We start from the raw sequence: 17,297 nt of genomic DNA on the forward strand, positions 1-17,297 counted from the left end.
CAGGAGAATCGAGTCATGACTTCCCCATTGACGATCAGCCGCGAGACAGCCGTCGGTGCCGAAGCTCGTCTGTCCTGGATTCTGTCCGGGCTTGCAGGAATGGTGGGCGCAGTCGCCTTCCTGCATTCCGCCGGCTACTTCGTGACCTTCATGACCGGCAACACCGAACGTGCCGTCGTCGGGCACTTCGGGCATCCCGAGGGCAAGGAGGTCACCCCGGGAGCTTCACCCATTGCGGCTCTGGCGCTCATGGGCTCTTTCCTGGCCGGCGTGGTCGTTTCCTCCATCTGCCGTCGCCGCTACTGGTCGAACCATCCGCACGGGGCAACCGTGCTGACCACCGTCGCGCTCGCAGCGGCAGGATCGATCGACATCGCCATCTCCGGTTGGTCGTCGGCGAACGTGAACTTCTACCCGATTCTGTTGGTGGCGTTCGCCCTCGGTGCTTTGAACACTGCCTTCACGAAGAAGGAAGAGACGTACATTCCGCTCAGCTACGTCACCGGTACGTTGGTCAAACTCGGCCAGGGCATCGAGCGGCACCTCTTCGGCGGCGGGACGCGCTACGACTGGTTCTGCTACACAGCACTTCTCGGATCGTTCGCACTGGGTGGAGCGATCGGTGCCTTCATCGGCGCTGTCATCACCGGCCCTCAGGTATTGCTCCTGACCGCGCTGATCAGCTTCGGCGCAACGATCTTCACGTTCACCCACACCGAGCGTCGGTCGCTACTGGGGTGATGCCCGCCCGCCCTGTGCTCGATCGGCGATCATCGGCGAGTTCACCACGATCGTGCGCAGCATCTGCTCCACGAAAGACCGGGGCAGGCGAGTCCCGATGAGCACTTGCCGCTGAATCAGGCCCTCGATCATCACTACCAGAGTTTCTGCCTCTGCCTGCGGGTCCTCGGAGTCGAGTGCGGCGACGATCCACTGGGTGTAGGTGACGAACGCGCCGCGCTGAGTGTCGAACAACTCGCGAACCTCGGCGTCGTGCTGCGCCTCGCCCAGCATGATGCTGCGAGCGATCACTCGTTTTGCGGCCTCGCCGGTTGTCATCGCCTCGATGAAGTCGACGATTCGAGCCACCACGACATCCACGGTCAGCGGCTTGACATCGACGAGACTGCCGAAGGTCGCTCCGGCGATCTCGAAGTCGCGCGCGAACAACTGACCGAGAGCCAGGTGCAGCAGTCGACTTCGAGTGGGCGCGTGGTAGTTGACCGACCCGGGCCCCAGTCCCGCGGCCGCGTCCACCGCGCGGTGGGTCAGGCCACGGAAACCTTTGGTGGCCAGCACCTCGATCGCTGCCGTCGCGATCTCGTCGCGCCGCCGCACTCGTGATTCGTCGTCCTTGGGGTGTGCCGGACTCATACCGCGCAGTGTAGTGCCCGGCCATTGACAGCCGACGATTCTGCACATTAGCCTCAACTCCTGTTGAGAGGGGTGGATGAGTGAGCAGAGGACCGACCCGACGCCAGATCATCATGGGAGCAGCAGCCGCGGCCACCGCAGCCGTCGTCGGTCCGGTCGCCACGGCCGCAGCGTCTCCCGCGACCGGTTCGAGTACCGGGTGCGGCGAGCGCTATCAGGGCTATCGCGACACCGACCGAGATCGGCCCTATGCACGGTTCATGGCGCAGCGAACCACTCCCGCTCAGGAAGCCGTCACCGAGGCCTACGCCGGACCTGCACTCGCGCCCGACTCGGTTCCCGAATTCGACTCGATCACAACCGATCTCGCACCCACCGGCTACTCCGCAGTCGAGACCGGATACGGCCGACGCGCGGACGGAGTGACATTCGTGGCGGTTCGTACGGTCATGCCCCGCGTGACGGCGGCCATGTGGGACTGGTGGTTCGGCTGGCATTCCACCGAGGCCGCGCGCTACAAACTGTGGCATCCCGATGCCCATCTGTATGCCGCGCTGGCCGACGATCGAACTGCACTCGACATACCCGACAAGGCCAAATACATCGGCAACACGACCTTCGTGGACGAATACGTCGGGCCGAAACTGCAGCAGTTGGGTATCGGCTTTCGCGATCCGATTGCGCACGGCTTCGACGTTCCCGCAGACCAGACGATCGTGTTCGGCAGAGTAGGCAGCTCCATCGCACCGGTGGACCTGGGCTGGTTGGCCCACCAGGTCCGACCCGTCGCCGGCGGTGCCGAGATGCGGAGCCGTTTCCACCTGAACCTGCGAGGACTGCACGTGCCGGACGTGAAGCAGGCCGCGTGCGCCGTCCGACGCGGCGCGTCGGTGGACCCCACCGACCTCGTACTCGGGCTCGATCTCGCCCGAGAACTGATGCTGCACTGCGGGCAGGAGATGAACCACCTCGCGGGCTTCCTGCCGGAGTTGTACGCCGAGTTCGGGAGCTAGTGCCCCAGAAAGACCTTCGCCAAGACGATCAGTGCCGCAACCGCCGCGGTGGCCAGCCCACCCAGAAATGCGCGGAAGGTCAACGAGTTCCCACGAATTCGCTCCGTGACCATCTGAATCGTGGCGATGCGCACCACGATGACGACACCGGCCAGCAGCTCCGACCACTGGCCAGGAAGCACCGACAACCAACCGAGGGCCAGCATCAGCGCAGGGACGGTACCGGAACTCAGGATGGGGACTGCATCGCGAAGTTCCTCGACGGCTTCGAACGCGCGTTGCTCGTCGGTCGCATCACCGTGCGCTTCGGGAATCTGACTGCTTGCGACGAAATCCGCGAACACGTGCGCCAGAAAAGTCGTCACCGCAGTGCCCAGAACCAGCACAGCAGCCGTTCCGTGCTCGATCGAACCGGGCGTCGACGCCGCGACCGCCGCGAGGACCAGAATGTTCCCGTAGACGTAGGCAGACAGCCTCCTGGCCGCCCGCGCGGGCTCGAGCGGACCGTCCGCGCGGGTGACCAATCGGCGATACAGCCGTGTTCTACGAATACGGGGTTCTGCGTCGCTCATGCGGGAGATCGTCGCACGGCCGAGACGATCACTCGACGGGAACGCCGAGCCGACCGGCCTGGTAGTCCTCGAACGCCTGCAGCACCTCGGACTTGGTGTTCATCACGAACGGGCCTGCCATCGCGACGGGTTCCCGAATCGGCTTGCCACCGAGAACGAATACCTCCAGCGACTCCCCCACCGCCGACGCGGACATCTCGATCGTGTCGCCGCGGCCGAACAACGCCGTCTGTCCCATCCGTATCGGACGCTTCTCGGCACCCACCGTTCCCTCGCCCGCGAGAACGTAGACGAGTGCATTGAATTCACGATTCCACGGCAGCGTCAACTCCGCGCCCGGTGCGATCGTGCTGTGCGAGAGCGCTATCGGAGTGTATGTGGACCCGGGTCCCTGCAGACCCGCGATCTCACCCGCGATGACGCGCACCAAGGCACCGCCGTCGGGACTCGACGCCAACGCCACCTTGCTGCCGGTGATGTCCTGATAACGCGGGTGCGCCATCTTGTTCTCGCGCGGCAGATTGACCCAGAGCTGCACACCGTGGAACAGCCCGCCGGACAGCACCAGATGCTCCGGCGGGGCCTCGATGTGCAGAATGCCACCACCCGCCGTCATCCACTGGGTATCGCCACCGCTGATGATTCCGCCGCCGCCGTGAGAGTCCTTGTGCTCCATGATGCCGTCGATCATGTAGGTGACCGTCTCGAATCCGCGGTGCGGATGCCACGGCGTTCCCTTGGGCTCACCGGGCGCGTAGTTCACCTCACCCATCTGATCCATGTGAATGAACGGGTCGAGGGACGTCATGTCCAGTCCGGCGAACGCTCGACGGACCGGAAAGCCTTCACCCTCGTAGCCCGTCGGTGCCGTCGTGACGGACCGGACCGGCCGAGGGACCGCGGTGGCGTCGGGCATGGGGATTCGGGGCAACTCGAGAATGTTGTCGACCGTCACTGCAGGCATGATCGTCCCTTTCGGCAATGTAGTTGACTGTGCAACTACTGTACCGAGTCCAACGGGACGAGCGCCGACCGTATTCCCGTGTTCAGCCCTGTCGGTCGGCCAACCACTGCCGGATCTCGTCGGTGGGCTGCTCCACGCTGTCCTCGTACTCCGAATGCTTGCCCACGAAGGCCGCAACCAGTTCGCAGATCGGAACGATTCGCCTGGCGTCGGCGCGGGTGGCGTCGAGCGCCTCGTGCACCAGAATCGTTGCCAGACCACGTCCGCCGTAGGCCGCGTCGACCTCGGTGTGGAAGAAGATGCGTCTGCCGTGTTCGTCGTCGACGAACTCGGTGAACCCGACCTGTGCGCCCTCCACCGACACGGTGAAACGGTCCGCCTGTTCGGAGATCTCGACCTCGGCACCGGTTTTGTCGACCGTCATCCGTCCTCCTCGCTCGTCGTGGGCGCGAACCGCACCTCACCGTTCACGATCGTGCACGATCTGCGGATATCTGTCGATCGTGAACAGTACTGAACACCTGCGTACGGCGGGTTCGAGATCGACCGTCACACACAGCGGTGCCGAGCGGCCGATAGCGCCTCTGTACGGTGGAGCGAAGGACCTCGACCGATGAATCATCGAAGGGAAAGGAACTTCATGGCGCAGCCAGACAGGCTGGAGAAGGACCCGAACAAGGGTTTCGTGGCTCTGCTGGGGTGGAGTTTGGCCGCAGTGGAAGCACTGGACAAGTTCGACCGGCGCTACGTCGTCGTCGCGCCCGAGTGGGCCGAGGCATACTGCACCGAGCACGACATTCCCTACCTACCGTGGAATTTCGAGCGACTCAACGACAGATCGCTGGAGATCGCCGAAACTCTGCAGGCCAAGGGTGTGGACGTCGCGATCCCGCTCTACGAGGAGACGGTCGAGTGGGCCGGTGCCATCAATTCTGTACTTCTCGACAACCCGCGACTGTTCGGGCAGGCAATGCTGCTGCGCGACAAGTCCTTGATGAAGCGTCGCGCTCAGCTCGGCGGAATCCGCGTCGGCATCTTCGAGGAGGCGCACGACCGCGAGGACGTCATCCGATTCCTCAAGCGGGTGAACCAGACCCTGCTCAAGCTCGACGGCGATCCGAACGATCCCATCCACGTCAAGGCATTCGACAAAGCAGGCTGCCTCGGCCACCGAGTGATTCGCACTCCGGACGAGGTCGACTCCATTCCCGACGAGGAATTCCCGGCACTGATGGAATCGCACCTCGACGGCTGGGAGTTCGCCGTGGAAGCGTGGATCCACAACGGCAAGATCAAGTTCCTCAACATCTCCGAGTACGTGACCCTCGGGTACTCGGTGTTCGTTCCCGCGACGCCGGAACTCGAGAAGTACCGCGAGCAGATCACGCTGCAGATCGAGAAGCTGATCAAGACCTTCGACATCGAGTTCGGGTTCATTCACCCGGAGTACTTCGTCACCAGTGACGGTGAAATGTACTTCGGTGAAGTGGCTTACCGCCCACCGGGTTTCAAGGTGTTCGAGCTCCTCGAGCGGGCCTACGGATTCAACGCCTACCAGGGCCTGGCGTTGGCGTTCGATCCGAAGACCACCGAGGAGGAAATCGACGCCTTCTTCCCGCGGGAGGTTGTCGATGCCACCGGTGTCGCCGGATGTTTCGGCGTCTACCCCCGACGCCGCGTCGTGAGCCAACTGCAGATTCCGGAGGAGACGACCGGGCACGACTACTACGAGACCAACGACCTGTCGGCACCCGTCGAGGAAACCGTCACCAAGAGAACGGCATTCGGTACCCACTGGGGACTGCTGTATTTCTTCGGCGAGGATACCTACGTCATGCGTGACCTGCTGAAGCATCAGGAAGAACTGGACTTCTACGTGTGAGGCAACAACTCGGGAACGACACCGACCCGCCGTCGCAGACCATGGACGAGCCCGCACCGGTCGACAAGGCTCTGGCGTCGCGGCTGGCGCAACTCGACCACGCCACCGAGGCGTTGGCGGGTGCACCCGATTTCAGCAAGAACACCAAGGTGCGGCGGGTTCTCGATGCGCTGCATCGAGTGCTGTTGCAACCCGGCGGTTGCGATGCGATTCACGAACGCGCCGAAATGCTCGAAAACGCCGGGTTGTTCGCGGGCACTGATTGGGCACAGCCCGACATCCTCGTCCCGGGATTCGTCGGGCCGAGCCTGCGCAGCGGTAACGACGACACATTCGTGCTCGAGGCGACCAGCGAACTGCGGATGGTCGCGATCGTCGCGGGTGAGTACCAGCATCCTGCGGTGACCGCAGAGGATGCCCGTCGGTTCCTGTCTCAGGTTCTCGCGTTGAATCTCGACGTTCTGTTCACGCCGCCGTCGGAGTCGGAGCGAGTTCGTCTGGGTCGCACCGCGCATCTGATCCGCGACCTGTTCGGGTACGTGGCCGGGCAGATCGGGTACGACAGTGTTCTCGACGAGTTGGTCGAGGAGATCTGGCGAATACTGCGCCAGCGTCCGATCCAGGTGGACACCATCAAAGCGATGGTCACCCGCATCGCGATCTATCGCGACGATCCGACCGTCGACCTCGGTACTTCCGGGCAGGGCCTCGATCGTCTGATCACAGCCCTGTTCGGCACCACCGATGCGTGCCGGGAGGATCCGGGCGTCGAGGTGTACCGATCACGGCTCGAGGCGATGGACGTCGAGGCGCTGCAGTTCGAGGCTCGCGGTTTCGCTCGCGCGATGCACGACACCGGTCTGGTGTCGCCGTACCACGCGACGCTGACGCAGTACCTCGTCGATCACTACTCGTACGTCCTTCCCGAGGCACTGGGTCTGTCCGATACCGGCCGCACCTGCCTGACGCGGTATCCGGAACTGGTCCATCGCCTCATCGAGGAGACGGTGTTCCCCGAAACTGCGCAGTGCCTCTACGGATTGGCATTGCTCCTCGATCGCGGGATTCTGCATCAGCCGCCGATCGTGCCGTCGCTGTGGCGGCAGATGTCGCTGAAACTCGCTCCGGCAGTGCGGGAAAAACTGATCACCACGTTCGGGCCGGTCCCCGCACCGGAGTCGCGCTTGCTCGGTGGCTTGCTCTCGATGCTCGGGCAACCGCTCGGCATCGGACAGGGCGACAACCCGACCTGTCAATCCGCGCGAGCGTTGTCGATGTGGGCCTACAACGATCCCGACTACCTCCTGCAGATGGTGGTGTGGGCGGCGCGTGACGAGGAGATCGTCATGCACTTCGAGGGCCAGTCGATCTCGTCGACCGAGAGCGTGAGCGGCGTCGCCACGTCCGATCCGGTCGATCTCGACCCCACGTCGCTGCTGCTGGTTCCGCACCTCGATCGCATCTACGCAGAGATGGTCCGGCGGTGCGCCGATCGTCCGGGCGATCCGCACCGCTGGGTCAACCCGGAGTTCCACGGCTGGTGGTCGGCACGCGAGTTCCATATCGACGTAGACGTCGCGACCGGTAATCTCGTCGACCTGGACGCATTCCTGCGCCAGTTCTACGCGGCGTACCACCCCGAGTACAACGGCCACCAACCGTTGATACACCCGCAGCCGGCGGGTGTGGCCGTAACCGACAGTGCGGCACGGTATGTGGGCTGGCACGCCATCACGATCCTGCGTGTGACCACCGATCCCGACGGCGTGATGCGGGTGTACTTCTTCAACCCGAACAACGACAGCGGGCAGGACTGGGGCGACGGCGTCGTGGTGGGAACGGCGGGCAACGGCGAACGCGCAGGGGAAGGTTCGCTGCCGTTCGATCAGTTCGCGTCACGGCTCTACATCTTCCATACGGATCCGCTGGAGAACGGCGAGCCGGAGCGAATTCCCGCCGAAGACATCGAACGAATTCGGGGATACATCGAACGAAGCTGGGGCGCAGAGCGTTCGGTACCCCAGGCCTGAGACTACGATGCGCCCCGAGTCCAAGACTCGGGGCGCATCGCCGTTCGGGCGTCAGCTCTTCTTGTCGAGCGATTCCGGCTTGTGCACCGCGTCCTTGCCCGACTTGTCGCTCTCGACGCGATACTGCGGTTCGTCCTTCGAGGCCTTCACGGTTCGGCCTGCAGCCTCGGTCTCGGAGGTGATCTTCTCCACCACCTCACCCTCGGTCGTGGTGCCGTGGGTCTGCCATTCGACCTTGTCGCCCTTGTGCAGTTCGTCCTTCGACATGTGCGTGGTCCCTTCGTCGGTGCTGTCCACAGACGCGTACCCGCGACGGTCTCGGTGCAATCACCTGGTTCCGAGAGCCGGTGCCAGAGTGGTGAACCAGGCCTCCCGCAACTGATCCTCGAACAACGGCCAGGTGTGTGCGCCCTGCTCACGCATGGACACCGTCGCCGGCACGTCGGCTCGGCGCAGGGCGTCGACGAAGATCGACGTGCAATGGTTGACCATCGCTTCGACCGCCATTCCTCCGAACGGCGGGATCGCGCCCTCGGGAATGCGATCCACCGGTCCGGGTAGTCCGCGGGACGAGCTGACATAGACCGCGGTTCCACGTAGTCGCTCGACGTTGAGCGACGGGTCGTGATCCCGCCATCCCTGGCTTCCCGGCAGCCCCCACATGTTGAAGGGGTTGTTGAGCCCACCGGCGATCATCGCCGAAATACCGGCAGTAGCAAGCGGGTTGGACGGAGCCGGGCATCCACTGAACGACGCGGCCGCGTCGAACACGTCCGGGGCCTGGATCGCCAGGTCGAGGGCGGGCCCACCACTCATCGACAGCCCGGCCACGCCGCGCCTACCGGTGGATCCGTAGGCTGCGTCGACGGCGGCAGGCAATTCGCGGCTGAGGTAGGTCTGCCACATGTTGCTGCCGAGCACCGGATCCGCAGTCTGCCAATCGGTGTAGAAACTGAAGCGCCCGCCGATGGGCGCGACCACCGTGACGTTCTTGTCCAGAAAGAACTGTTCGACACCGGAGTTGTTGAGCCACCCCACGCCGTCCTCGTTGCCGAGCGCGCCGTTGAGCAGTACCAGAGTGGGCGCTGGTCCACCGTCGGGCGAATGCAGCACCTCGTTGGAGATGACCCGATTCATGGACGGGGAGAACACGTTCAACACCGCGCGGGTGGCCGACACCTGATGGATACCGATGGCTCCGGCAGCCGCGTCGGCCGATCCCGAGTTGCCGGGCAACGCCTGCGCCGACGTTCCGGTCATCAGCATCGCCGCCACTGCGGCGACCGTCACCAACGAGGCCGAGCAACTCTTTTTGTTTCTCATCTGTCCCATTGGCAACTTCAGCACCATACGAGGGTTGCACGAATTCAGCTTTCGATCGCTAACGATCGGATTACAAAACCGATCGGTCCGTTGATTGGTCGGTAGAGCGAATTCGAGAAGCCTGCAGAGTCAGATGGTGCCGCTCGGGAATCGACGACGCCGCCTCCGCTGCCCGCGCGTACAAGTGGGCGGCACGTTGCAGATCACCTGGGACGAAGCCGGTCCGCAGATTTCGACACGTCCGGTGAAAGAAGTTCTCAGCGCATTGTGCGACCTGCCGAACCGAGCATCTGCGTCGCCTCGACCACCCGAGCTGCCATCGCCGTCTCGGCGGGCTTGCCCCAGGAGCGGGGGTCGTACGCCTTCTTGTTTCCGTACTCGCCATCGACTTTGAGGACCTGATCGTATTTGCTGATCATGTGTCCGGCGATCGACCTGGTGAAGGCGTACTGGGTGTCGGTGTCGATGTTCATCTTGATCACCCCGCTGGCGACGGCGGAGGCGATGTCGGCGGCGCTCGATCCCGATCCGCCGTGGAACACCAGATCGAACGGCTTGTCCTTCCCGGTCTCGGCACCGACGACGGACTGGATCTCGTCGAGGATCTCGGGTCGTAGATGCACCGAGTCGGGGTTGTAGACGCCGTGCACGTTGCCGAAGGTCAGGGCTGTCATGTATCGACCGCGTTCGCCCGTTCCGAGGGCAGCGATCGTCGCGCGAGCATCGTCGACCGTCGAGTACAGCTGTTCGTTGATCTCGTGTGACACCCCGTCCTCCTCGCCGCCGATCACTCCCACCTCGATCTCCAGAATGGTGTCGGCCTCCATAGACAGGTCGAGCAACTCGCGCGCGATCCGCAGGTTCTCGTCCAGCGGCACCGCCGAGCCGTCCCACATGTGCGATTGGTACAGCGGTTCCAGTCCTCGGCCGCGGCGTTCGATCGCGTCGGCCAGCAGTGGCCGGACCCAGTCGTCGAGGTTCTCGGCGGGGCAGTGATCGGTGTGCAGTGCCACCGAGATCGAATAGTGTTGCGCCACTTCGTGGGCGTATTGCGCGAGCGCCTTGGAGCCGGCGAAGCGGTTCTGCACCGCATTGCCGGACAGGTAGAGCGCGGTACCGACCGACACCTGAATGATGCCGTCGCTCTCGGCTTCGGCGAATCCCTGAAGCGCAGCGTTGAGTGTCTGCGAGCCGGTGACATTGATCGACGGGTACGCGAACCCGCCTTCCTTGGCGCGGTCCAGCATGGCTTTGTACTGCTCCGGACTGGCAATCGGCATGAGCTGTCCTATCTTCGGGGTGCGACCGGCTTGTCGGCTGCCGTACAGCCGCAGGAATTTCGATGGGTGAAGGTGGTCGGTACGCGGATGGATCGAGGCGCATCCTCGTGTCCCTCGATACGCCGTAGCACGAGGTCGGCTGCGGTTCGGCCGATCGTCTGCACGTCCTGAGCGGCCGCGGTGAGCCGGGGCTCGAACAGATCCGACCACTCGAAGTCGTCGTAACACACGAAGGCGAGGTCTGCAGGGATCGACAAGCCGAGGCCACGAACGGCTTTCAGCGATCCGATCGTCATCGAGTTGTTCATCGACACCAGAGCCGACGGCCGATCCGTACCGGACATCAGCTCGCGCACCCGGGACTCGGCCACCTCGACGCTGGACCGTCCGTCGAGAACCAACCGGGGGTCCAGCTCGATCCCTCGATCGGCCAGTGCACGGGCATAGCCGTCGAATCGTTCTGTCGTCGAGGAGATTCCCTCGATGCCGCGGACAATCGCGATGCGTCGATGGCCGGAATCGAGGAGATGGGCGGTGAGCTCGTACGCCGACGCGTCGTTCTCCGGTCCGACCTGATCGCACGGCACGTCGAGCATGCGGTCGATCAACACCAGAGGCGTTCCGCTGCGGACGATCTCGGGGATCGTGGAGACTTCCGATCCAGCCGCGGGCGCGAGAATCATGCCGTCGACCTGGCGGTCCAGCAGCGAGTCCGTCACCCTGCGCTCGGGCTGTGGCTCGTCGTGCGAATCACCGAGAATCAACACGTATCCGGCCTCGGACAACCGACGCTCGACGGCATGGACCAGGCTGCCGAAGTACGGGTTGGTCAACGCGGCGATGGACAGTCCCACGGTGTGAGTTCGGCCCGCCGCGAGCGATCGAGCAACGACGTTGCGGCGGTATCCGATCTCGAGAATCGCCGCGTCGACGCGTTGCCGGGTGGCGGGATTGACGTTGCGTGTTCCGTTGAGCACGTGCGAGACGGTCGAAACCGACACCCCTGCCAGGCGAGCGACGTCATCCATCGTGGGCATCTCAGTCGGCCCAGCGCTGACGTGTCTCGAGGCTCTGCGGAATCGTCATGTCAGCCGCAGAATTCGGTCGGCGCGGCGCGCGGTGGACCCGATCAGTTCTGCGTTGCGTTCGTCCGAGCCGAGTGCCCAGAACTCCGCGTCCTCGTGCGATTTTCCGTACGCCTCGTGCCGGGCCACCAGACGCTCGTGCCGAACCCTCGTGTGCGGAGCCAGAAACCAGACTTCGTCGATCATCGCCCGTGCCGCGGGCCACGCGTCGGACTCCATCAACAGATAGTTGCCCTCGGTGATGACGAGCGGGACGGTCGACGGCACCGGGATGGCGGACCCGATCGACTCCTCGATCTCGCGCCGAAACCTCGGCGCGTACACCAGGGGGCCGCCCGGCCGCTGATCGTGAACGGCGGCGATCAACCGGGCGTAGCCGTCGTCGTCGAAGGTGTCGTGGGCACCCTTGCGGTCGAGCCGGCCCAGCTCGATCAACACTTCGTTCGCGAGGTGGAATCCGTCCATCGGAACCAGTACCGCGAGTTCCGGCCCGAGCGCGTCGACGAGTTGCTGAGCCACAGTGGACTTCCCAGCACCGGGTGCACCGGTCAGGCCGAGTATGCGCCGCTCACCGGGTACGGCCAGCGTGCGCGCCAGCTCCACGAGTTCTTCGAGGGTGGCTTCCTGTACGTCCTGGTCAATGCTCACCGTTGTCGCTTTCGAGTCCGTGGGTAGTGAAGGGTGTCAGCGGAAATTTCGCGTAGCCACTCTCGGGGCCCGATCACCGAGCAACGCAGTGCGGCAACGTGAGCCGACCTGTCGATGCGCTCGGCGAGGGAACCCGACTGCGTGGAGTAGTAGGCATACGCGCCGTGGAACGCATCCCCGGCTCCCAGAGTATCGACTACTGCAACGGGCTCCACGTCGACCGATCCCGATGAACCATCGGACCACCATTCGACGGGTTCGCCGCCGTGGGTGGTGACGACGGTCCGAACACCGGATGCAACGAGTGCCGCAGCAGTCGTCGTCGTGTCCGAGGTACCGGGAGCGCGAAAGTCGGCCGAGCACACCATGTCCGTGACATGCGGAATGAGCTCGCTCATCACCGGTTTCCAGCGACCGGCGTCCACGACCAACGTGGTAACCCGCGCCGCCGCATGTTCCGCGGCGGCGCAGGCGATCAGGGGGTGGTGCCCGTCGACGAGAACGACGTCGGCACCGGCGACGACGGATTCGAGATCCGCCGGGGGCTCGGCGTCGGAGTTCACGGCGTCGGCCGAGACGACCGACCGGTCACCGGTCGATTCGATTACCGTCACCGCCGAGACGGGCACCGACCTGGTGGATCCCTCGGCCGCGTCGATCACCCGCACACCGAACGCCGTCAGGTCGGCCTTGACCAGCGCTGCCACCGGGTCGTCGCCGAGGGCGGTGACCAGCACAGCCGTTCCGCCCAACGCGGCGAAGGTGACGGCCGCGTTGGCGGCCGGACCTCCCGCCGCGACGAACTGGGCGCTCGAGGTGATCTTCTGGTTGGGTGCCGGCGCGGCCGACACTCGATGGATGACGTCGAGTGTCGCCAGGCCGACGAAAACTCCGACCGGACGGGTCGATTCAGCGGCCGGCGCGTTCATCGTCGGTCGGCTCCTCCGCGCCGGTCATGAGCGCGACGACCTCGGACATGGTGCGGTTCTTCGGATTCACGACGCCTGCGCGCTTGCCGAGGCGGTGGATGTGAATTCGATCGGCGACCTCGAACACGTGCGGCATGTCGTGGCTGATGAGCACCACGGGTATGCCCCGGTCGCGGATCGTGCGAATCAGATCGATCACCATGCCCGACTCCCGCACACCCAGGGCGGCAGTCGGCTCGTCCATGATGATCACACCACGTCCGAACGCCGCTGCCCGAGCTACGGCCACACCCTGGCGTTGACCACCGGAGAGCGTCTCGACCGCCTGATTGACCGACTTGATACCGATCTTCAGGTCCTGCAGATGCTTCGAGGACTCCTCCCGCATCTTCGGCATGTCCAGACGCCGAAACAGACTGCCGCTGATGCCTTTGCGCTTGATCTCTCGACCGAGATACACGTTCGACGCGATGTCGAGCGCCGGTATGACGGCCAGGTCCTGATAGACCGTCTCGATGCCGGCCGCGCGTGCGTCACGGGTGTTCTTGAACGACACCGGCGATCCGTTCATCAGGATCTCGCCCGAGTCCGGAATCACAGCACCGGCCAACGCTTTGATGAGACTGGACTTTCCGGCACCGTTGTCGCCGATCACCGCCAGTACCTCACCGGCCCGCAACTCGAAATCTGCACCGTTGATGGCCGTCACGCTGCCGTAGGTCTTGACCAGACCACGCGCTTCCAGAGCGAGGGGAGCGTTCACTGTGACCTCCTACGGGCGAATTGATCGACGGCCACCGCGACGATGACGAGAATGCCGGTCGCGATGTTCTGGTACAGACTGTCGACGCCTGCCTGAGTGAGTCCGTTGCGCAGCACACCGACGATCAGTGTCCCGACCAGAGTGCCGATGACGGTGCCGCGGCCACCGAACAGGCTGGTTCCACCGATGACCACCGCGGTGATCGTCTCGAGGTTGGCGTTTTGATACGCGTTGGGATCGGCGTTGGGGATCCGCCCGAGCGCTGCCCACGCCGCGATCGCCGCGATGACCCCCGTGACGATGTAGACCGAGAACAGCACGCGACCGGACTTGATGCCGGAGCGATCCGAGGCCTGCGGACTGCCGCCGACTGCGTATATGTGCCTGCCCCATGATGTTTGGGACAACGCGTACCACATCACGGCATACACCAGCAGCATCACCACCACGCCGTACGTGGTGGAGAAGCTACCGATCTTGAACGAGTTGCCGAGCAGTGTCAGCGTTCCGCTCGGTACCTGATAGGTCTCGGATCCGGCCAGCAATCTGGTGGCCGCTTGGATTGCTGTGAAGGTGCCGAGCGTGACGATGAACGGCGGCAGTCTCAGTACCGTCACCAGTCCGCCGTTGATCGCCCCGAATGCCACACATACGGCCAGCGTCGAACCCAGCGCAACTATCGGACCGTTGGCACCTGCGGACTGTGCCATCACGATCGTGCCCATCACCGCCACCGCACCGATCGACAGGTCGATTCCCGAGGTGAGGATGATCAGTGTCTGGCCGACGGCAAGAATGCCGACGACCACCGACTGCTGCAGAATCAGAGAGACGTTCTGCGGGTTGAGGAACGAGCTCGAGATCGAGCTGAAGACGATGACGGCGATGACGAGTGCGGCCATCGGCCCGAGCAGCGGTTCACGCAGGATGGTGCCCACGTTGAACCGGCTCGGAGCCTTGGGCTTTGCGGCGGTATCGGTACTCACGAATCACATCCCGGTGTTCGCGGGTATTCCGAGATCAGCCCCAGCAATTCTCTTCGCCCCAAGCGGTGTCCTGTGACTCGAGCCCGTCGACCGGCTTGTCGGTGATGAGCTGTGAGCCGGTGTCGTTGAAGCCACTGGGCTTGGTGCCGTCCTCGGCGAACTTCACCACCGCGTCGACGCCCTCCTCGGCCATCTTCGCCGGGAACTGCATCACCGTCGCGCCGATGATGCCGGACTTGACGTTCTCGACACCGGTGCAGCTGCCGTCGATCGAGCCGATGGTGATCTGATCTGCGCGCCCGGCCGACTGAATCGCCTGGTAAGCGCCGGCCGCTGCGGGCTCGTTGATCGTGTACAGCGCATTGACGCCCTGGGCACGCTGCAGCAGGTTCTCCATGGCGGTCTGCGCCTTGGTCTGATCGCCGTTGGTGTTCTCCTGACCGACGATTTCCGGCGAGCTGTCCGTCAGCCCCATGCCTTCGAGGAAGCCGTCGTGCCGGAAGGTGTCGACCGTTCCACCCGCGGTACCGTCGAGCATGATGACCTGCGGCGCAGTGGTTCCGAGCGTGGCCTTGACCCACTCGCCCTGGCTCACTCCGGCAGCCTTGTTGTCGGTGGCGAACGTGGCGTCGACCGCGTCCTCGGGATCGGTGGCGGTGTCGAGGGCAATGACGACGACGCCGGCGTCCCGTGCCTTCTTGATCGCGTCGAGTACTCCGGTCGAGGAGTTCGGAGTGATCAGAATTCCCTTCACACCCTGGCCGACGAGGTTCTCGATCGCTGCGACCTGGCCTTCGTTGTCACCGTCGAATGCGCCGGCCAGAGCCACCAGCTCGGCTCCGCTGGAATCCGCCTGCCCCTGCGCTGCCTCGCGCAGCTTCACGAAGTACGGATTGGAATCCGTCTTGGTGATGAGCCCGACCTTCACGCTGTCCGAATCCGAACCGCTGCAGGCGGTCAGCCCGAACACGAGCGAACCGGCCATGAGCGCGGTTCCGATCGTCAGCGCGGACTTCCGGCGGTGATTGAACATGTGGACTCCCTTGTCCCCGGCCACGCGGTCGCGTCGCTCGATTGCAGGAGCCTATGACCAATACAAGCGCTTGCGCATGCGCTTTCGCGAAACGAACTCGAAGATTTTTTCACTCGACCGGTCAGCCGGTTCGTGACGGTGGTCACGGAAATCCGGTCCGGTCCTCGCCGCCCCCCGGTCCTTCGCCGCCCCAGTTTTCGCAAACGCGCGCGCGTTTGCCATCCGCGTGCAAAATAGTGCCCGCCGGACTGGCGAATCCGCGCGCACCTGACGAATGCGCGCGCGTTTGCGCCTACCCGATCACTCGGCTCCCTTGCGCGGCGAGTCATCCCCCGTCACCGAATCCGGCTCCTCATAGGTGACCGTGATGTCCTGGAATCCCTTGTTGCGCTGCGCTTCTGCCTGGCCGGTATAGGAGTTCTTGTCACCCTCGGTGAGTTCGACGTTGTCGGTGAACGGCGTCAGCAGCGCCCGGGGATGCAGATGATCGACTCGCACGGCGTTGATTTCGATGCACAACACGATCAGCACCGATGCGACGTACAGGAAGCCCAGTAGGCCGAGGACGATCGCGAAGATCCCGTTGCTGACGCTGGCATTGCCGACGACATAGCGAATGTAGATGCCGCCGAACGATTGCAGTGCCTGCCAGATCACCGCGGCGATCGCAGCACCGGGCAGGACCTCGCGCACTGTCAGGGCGCGCGCAGTCCCGATTCGGAACGCAGCAGTGAAGACCACTGCGTTGACCACGACCGCTCCGACCAGTGCCAGTGCACCGCCGGCAAAGCCGAACACGCCCGAGGACGCGACGCCGTTGAGGACGGTCAGGCCGATGATGGCGGTGCCGACGGTACTGAGCAGCACCAGCCCGCGCAGCCGGCCCTTGATCGGGTCCGGTTGTTCGTTTCGCGGGACGGACCATGCAGTGTTCATTGCGTACTGCGCGGCCAGAGACACGCCGAGTCCGCCGTACAGCGACCCCACGACGCCGATGACGATGGCCGTCGTCCCCCCGCTGAGCCGGTCCGGCTGAGCGAGTTGATCACCGATGACGGGGATCTGACTCATCGCCGAGTCGATGATGCGGGTCTGCAGTTCCGGGTCGCCTGCCAGCACGATCCCCAACACCGTCGTGAACAGCAGCAGTAACGGAAACAGCGAGAGGAACGAGTAGTACGCGATCAGAGCTGCGAGATAACCGCCTCGGTCGTCGAGAAACTTGTACAGCACTGCCACCGGAAACCCGCCGACGGGTGTTTGCGCTGATAACTGTCCACTCTCGCGACCATCATCGGTCGAATGTATCCACAGCGGACGCCGCGGAAACGTAGGCGGCATGTGTGACCCAGATCTCAGCATGCGAACGTGCGCTTTCGCCGACGGGCTCCGACCAACTCTTCAGTACCAACCGG

17 protein-coding genes and 1 pseudogene are annotated in these 17,297 nt (G+C 64.2%); 4 read left to right on the plus strand and 14 right to left on the minus strand.

The genetic code is table 11. From position 1 onward, the window contains the following. Positions 1-15: 15 nt before the first annotated feature. Entirely contained in the window at positions 16-741 is a 726-nt protein-coding gene (locus AABD04_RS19420; protein ID WP_341442170.1) for a YoaK family protein, read from the plus strand. On the opposite strand, the gene AABD04_RS19425 is transcribed toward AABD04_RS19420, so the two are convergent. Next, entirely contained in the window at positions 730-1,374 is a 645-nt protein-coding gene (locus AABD04_RS19425; protein WP_341442171.1) for a TetR/AcrR family transcriptional regulator, read from the minus strand. The two genes, AABD04_RS19420 and AABD04_RS19425, sit on opposite strands and share 12 nt — an antisense overlap. A gap of 80 nt (positions 1,375-1,454) precedes the next feature. On the opposite strand from AABD04_RS19425, the gene AABD04_RS19430 reads away from it, so the two are divergent. Next, a complete protein-coding gene (locus AABD04_RS19430; RefSeq protein WP_341442172.1) occupies positions 1,455-2,387 on the plus strand; it encodes a DAPG hydrolase family protein in 933 nt (310 codons plus the stop codon). Here AABD04_RS19430 and AABD04_RS19435 read toward each other — a convergent pair. The 3 genes from AABD04_RS19435 to AABD04_RS19445 form a co-directional block, all read right to left on the minus strand. Continuing rightward, the gene (locus AABD04_RS19435) at positions 2,384-2,959 is read right to left on the minus strand and encodes a hypothetical protein (RefSeq protein WP_341442173.1); all 576 of its coding nucleotides are present in this window, start codon (positions 2,957-2,959) and stop codon (positions 2,384-2,386) included. The two genes, AABD04_RS19430 and AABD04_RS19435, sit on opposite strands and share 4 nt — an antisense overlap. A gap of 28 nt (positions 2,960-2,987) precedes the next feature. Continuing rightward, positions 2,988-3,923, minus strand: coding sequence for a pirin family protein (locus tag AABD04_RS19440; protein ID WP_341442174.1), 936 nt, complete (start codon positions 3,921-3,923; stop codon positions 2,988-2,990). An 82-nt stretch (positions 3,924-4,005) separates the two neighbouring features. Then, positions 4,006-4,347 (minus strand): GNAT family N-acetyltransferase, encoded by a 342-nt coding sequence (locus AABD04_RS19445; RefSeq protein WP_341442175.1) that lies wholly within the window; start codon positions 4,345-4,347, stop codon positions 4,006-4,008. 216 nt (positions 4,348-4,563) lie between these two features. On the opposite strand from AABD04_RS19445, the gene AABD04_RS19450 reads away from it, so the two are divergent. Then, positions 4,564-5,805, plus strand: coding sequence for an ATP-grasp domain-containing protein (locus tag AABD04_RS19450; protein ID WP_341442176.1), 1,242 nt, complete (start codon positions 4,564-4,566; stop codon positions 5,803-5,805). Positions 5,806-5,846: 41 nt separating this feature from the next. Beyond that, a complete protein-coding gene (locus tag AABD04_RS19455) occupies positions 5,847-7,835 on the plus strand; it encodes a hypothetical protein (RefSeq protein ID WP_341443105.1) in 1,989 nt (662 codons plus the stop codon). 51 nt (positions 7,836-7,886) lie between these two features. Here AABD04_RS19455 and AABD04_RS19460 read toward each other — a convergent pair whose 3' ends face one another. The 10 genes and pseudogenes from AABD04_RS19460 to AABD04_RS19505 form a co-directional block, all read right to left on the minus strand. Further along, positions 7,887-8,102 carry a hypervirulence associated TUDOR domain-containing protein gene (locus tag AABD04_RS19460; RefSeq protein WP_341442177.1) on the minus strand — a complete coding sequence of 72 codons (216 nt, stop codon included), beginning with the start codon at positions 8,100-8,102 and terminating at the stop codon, positions 7,887-7,889. A gap of 60 nt (positions 8,103-8,162) precedes the next feature. Next, entirely contained in the window at positions 8,163-9,158 is a 996-nt protein-coding gene (locus tag AABD04_RS19465) for an alpha/beta hydrolase (RefSeq protein ID WP_341442178.1), read from the minus strand. 257 nt (positions 9,159-9,415) lie between these two features. Further along, positions 9,416-10,438, minus strand: a complete 1,023-nt coding sequence (gene fbaA / locus AABD04_RS19470) for a class II fructose-bisphosphate aldolase (RefSeq protein WP_341442179.1) — start codon at positions 10,436-10,438, stop codon at positions 9,416-9,418. Positions 10,439-10,446: 8 nt separating this feature from the next. After that, complete coding sequence (locus AABD04_RS19475; protein ID WP_341442180.1) at positions 10,447-11,466, minus strand: LacI family DNA-binding transcriptional regulator; 1,020 nt, start codon at positions 11,464-11,466, stop codon at positions 10,447-10,449. A 54-nt stretch (positions 11,467-11,520) separates the two neighbouring features. Beyond that, positions 11,521-12,171: a nucleoside/nucleotide kinase family protein gene (locus tag AABD04_RS19480; RefSeq protein WP_243593949.1), complete on the minus strand. Its 651-nt coding sequence runs from the start codon at positions 12,169-12,171 to the stop codon at positions 11,521-11,523. Beyond that, positions 12,168-13,100, minus strand: a complete 933-nt coding sequence (locus AABD04_RS19485; protein WP_341442181.1) for a PfkB family carbohydrate kinase — start codon at positions 13,098-13,100, stop codon at positions 12,168-12,170. Before AABD04_RS19485 ends, AABD04_RS19480 begins: the two co-directional genes overlap by 4 nt. Beyond that, positions 13,081-13,863, minus strand: coding sequence for an ATP-binding cassette domain-containing protein (locus AABD04_RS19490; protein WP_341442182.1), 783 nt, complete (start codon positions 13,861-13,863; stop codon positions 13,081-13,083). Before AABD04_RS19490 ends, AABD04_RS19485 begins: the two co-directional genes overlap by 20 nt. After that, complete coding sequence (locus tag AABD04_RS19495) at positions 13,860-14,849, minus strand: ABC transporter permease (protein ID WP_341442184.1); 990 nt, start codon at positions 14,847-14,849, stop codon at positions 13,860-13,862. Before AABD04_RS19495 ends, AABD04_RS19490 begins: the two co-directional genes overlap by 4 nt. 34 nt (positions 14,850-14,883) lie before the next feature. Next, the gene (locus AABD04_RS19500; protein WP_341442185.1) at positions 14,884-15,882 is read right to left on the minus strand and encodes a substrate-binding domain-containing protein; all 999 of its coding nucleotides are present in this window, start codon (positions 15,880-15,882) and stop codon (positions 14,884-14,886) included. A gap of 300 nt (positions 15,883-16,182) precedes the next feature. After that, positions 16,183-17,174 (minus strand): annotated as a pseudogene (locus AABD04_RS19505) (YihY/virulence factor BrkB family protein). Positions 17,175-17,297: the final 123 nt, after the last annotated feature.

Source organism: Rhodococcoides navarretei (assembly GCF_038069675.1).
Taxonomy (GTDB): domain Bacteria; phylum Actinomycetota; class Actinomycetes; order Mycobacteriales; family Mycobacteriaceae; genus Rhodococcoides; species Rhodococcoides navarretei.

Coding starts and splice junctions, on each gene's coding strand:
- AABD04_RS19460 (WP_341442177.1), bottom strand. CDS start 8,102: ATGTCGAAGGACGAACTGCACAAGGGCGACAAGGTCGAATGGCAGACC.
- AABD04_RS19455 (WP_341443105.1), top strand. CDS start 5,847: ATGGACGAGCCCGCACCGGTCGACAAGGCTCTGGCGTCGCGGCTGGCG.
- AABD04_RS19445 (WP_341442175.1), bottom strand. CDS start 4,347: ATGACGGTCGACAAAACCGGTGCCGAGGTCGAGATCTCCGAACAGGCG.
- AABD04_RS19500 (WP_341442185.1), bottom strand. CDS start 15,882: ATGTTCAATCACCGCCGGAAGTCCGCGCTGACGATCGGAACCGCGCTC.
- AABD04_RS19450 (WP_341442176.1), top strand. CDS start 4,564: ATGGCGCAGCCAGACAGGCTGGAGAAGGACCCGAACAAGGGTTTCGTG.
- fbaA (WP_341442179.1), bottom strand. CDS start 10,438: ATGCCGATTGCCAGTCCGGAGCAGTACAAAGCCATGCTGGACCGCGCC.
- AABD04_RS19475 (WP_341442180.1), bottom strand. CDS start 11,466: ATGGATGACGTCGCTCGCCTGGCAGGGGTGTCGGTTTCGACCGTCTCG.
- AABD04_RS19420 (WP_341442170.1), top strand. CDS start 16: ATGACTTCCCCATTGACGATCAGCCGCGAGACAGCCGTCGGTGCCGAA.
- AABD04_RS19465 (WP_341442178.1), bottom strand. CDS start 9,158: ATGAGAAACAAAAAGAGTTGCTCGGCCTCGTTGGTGACGGTCGCCGCA.
- AABD04_RS19425 (WP_341442171.1), bottom strand. CDS start 1,374: ATGAGTCCGGCACACCCCAAGGACGACGAATCACGAGTGCGGCGGCGC.
- AABD04_RS19440 (WP_341442174.1), bottom strand. CDS start 3,923: ATGCCTGCAGTGACGGTCGACAACATTCTCGAGTTGCCCCGAATCCCC.
- AABD04_RS19435 (WP_341442173.1), bottom strand. CDS start 2,959: ATGAGCGACGCAGAACCCCGTATTCGTAGAACACGGCTGTATCGCCGA.
- AABD04_RS19485 (WP_341442181.1), bottom strand. CDS start 13,100: ATGAACGCGCCGGCCGCTGAATCGACCCGTCCGGTCGGAGTTTTCGTC.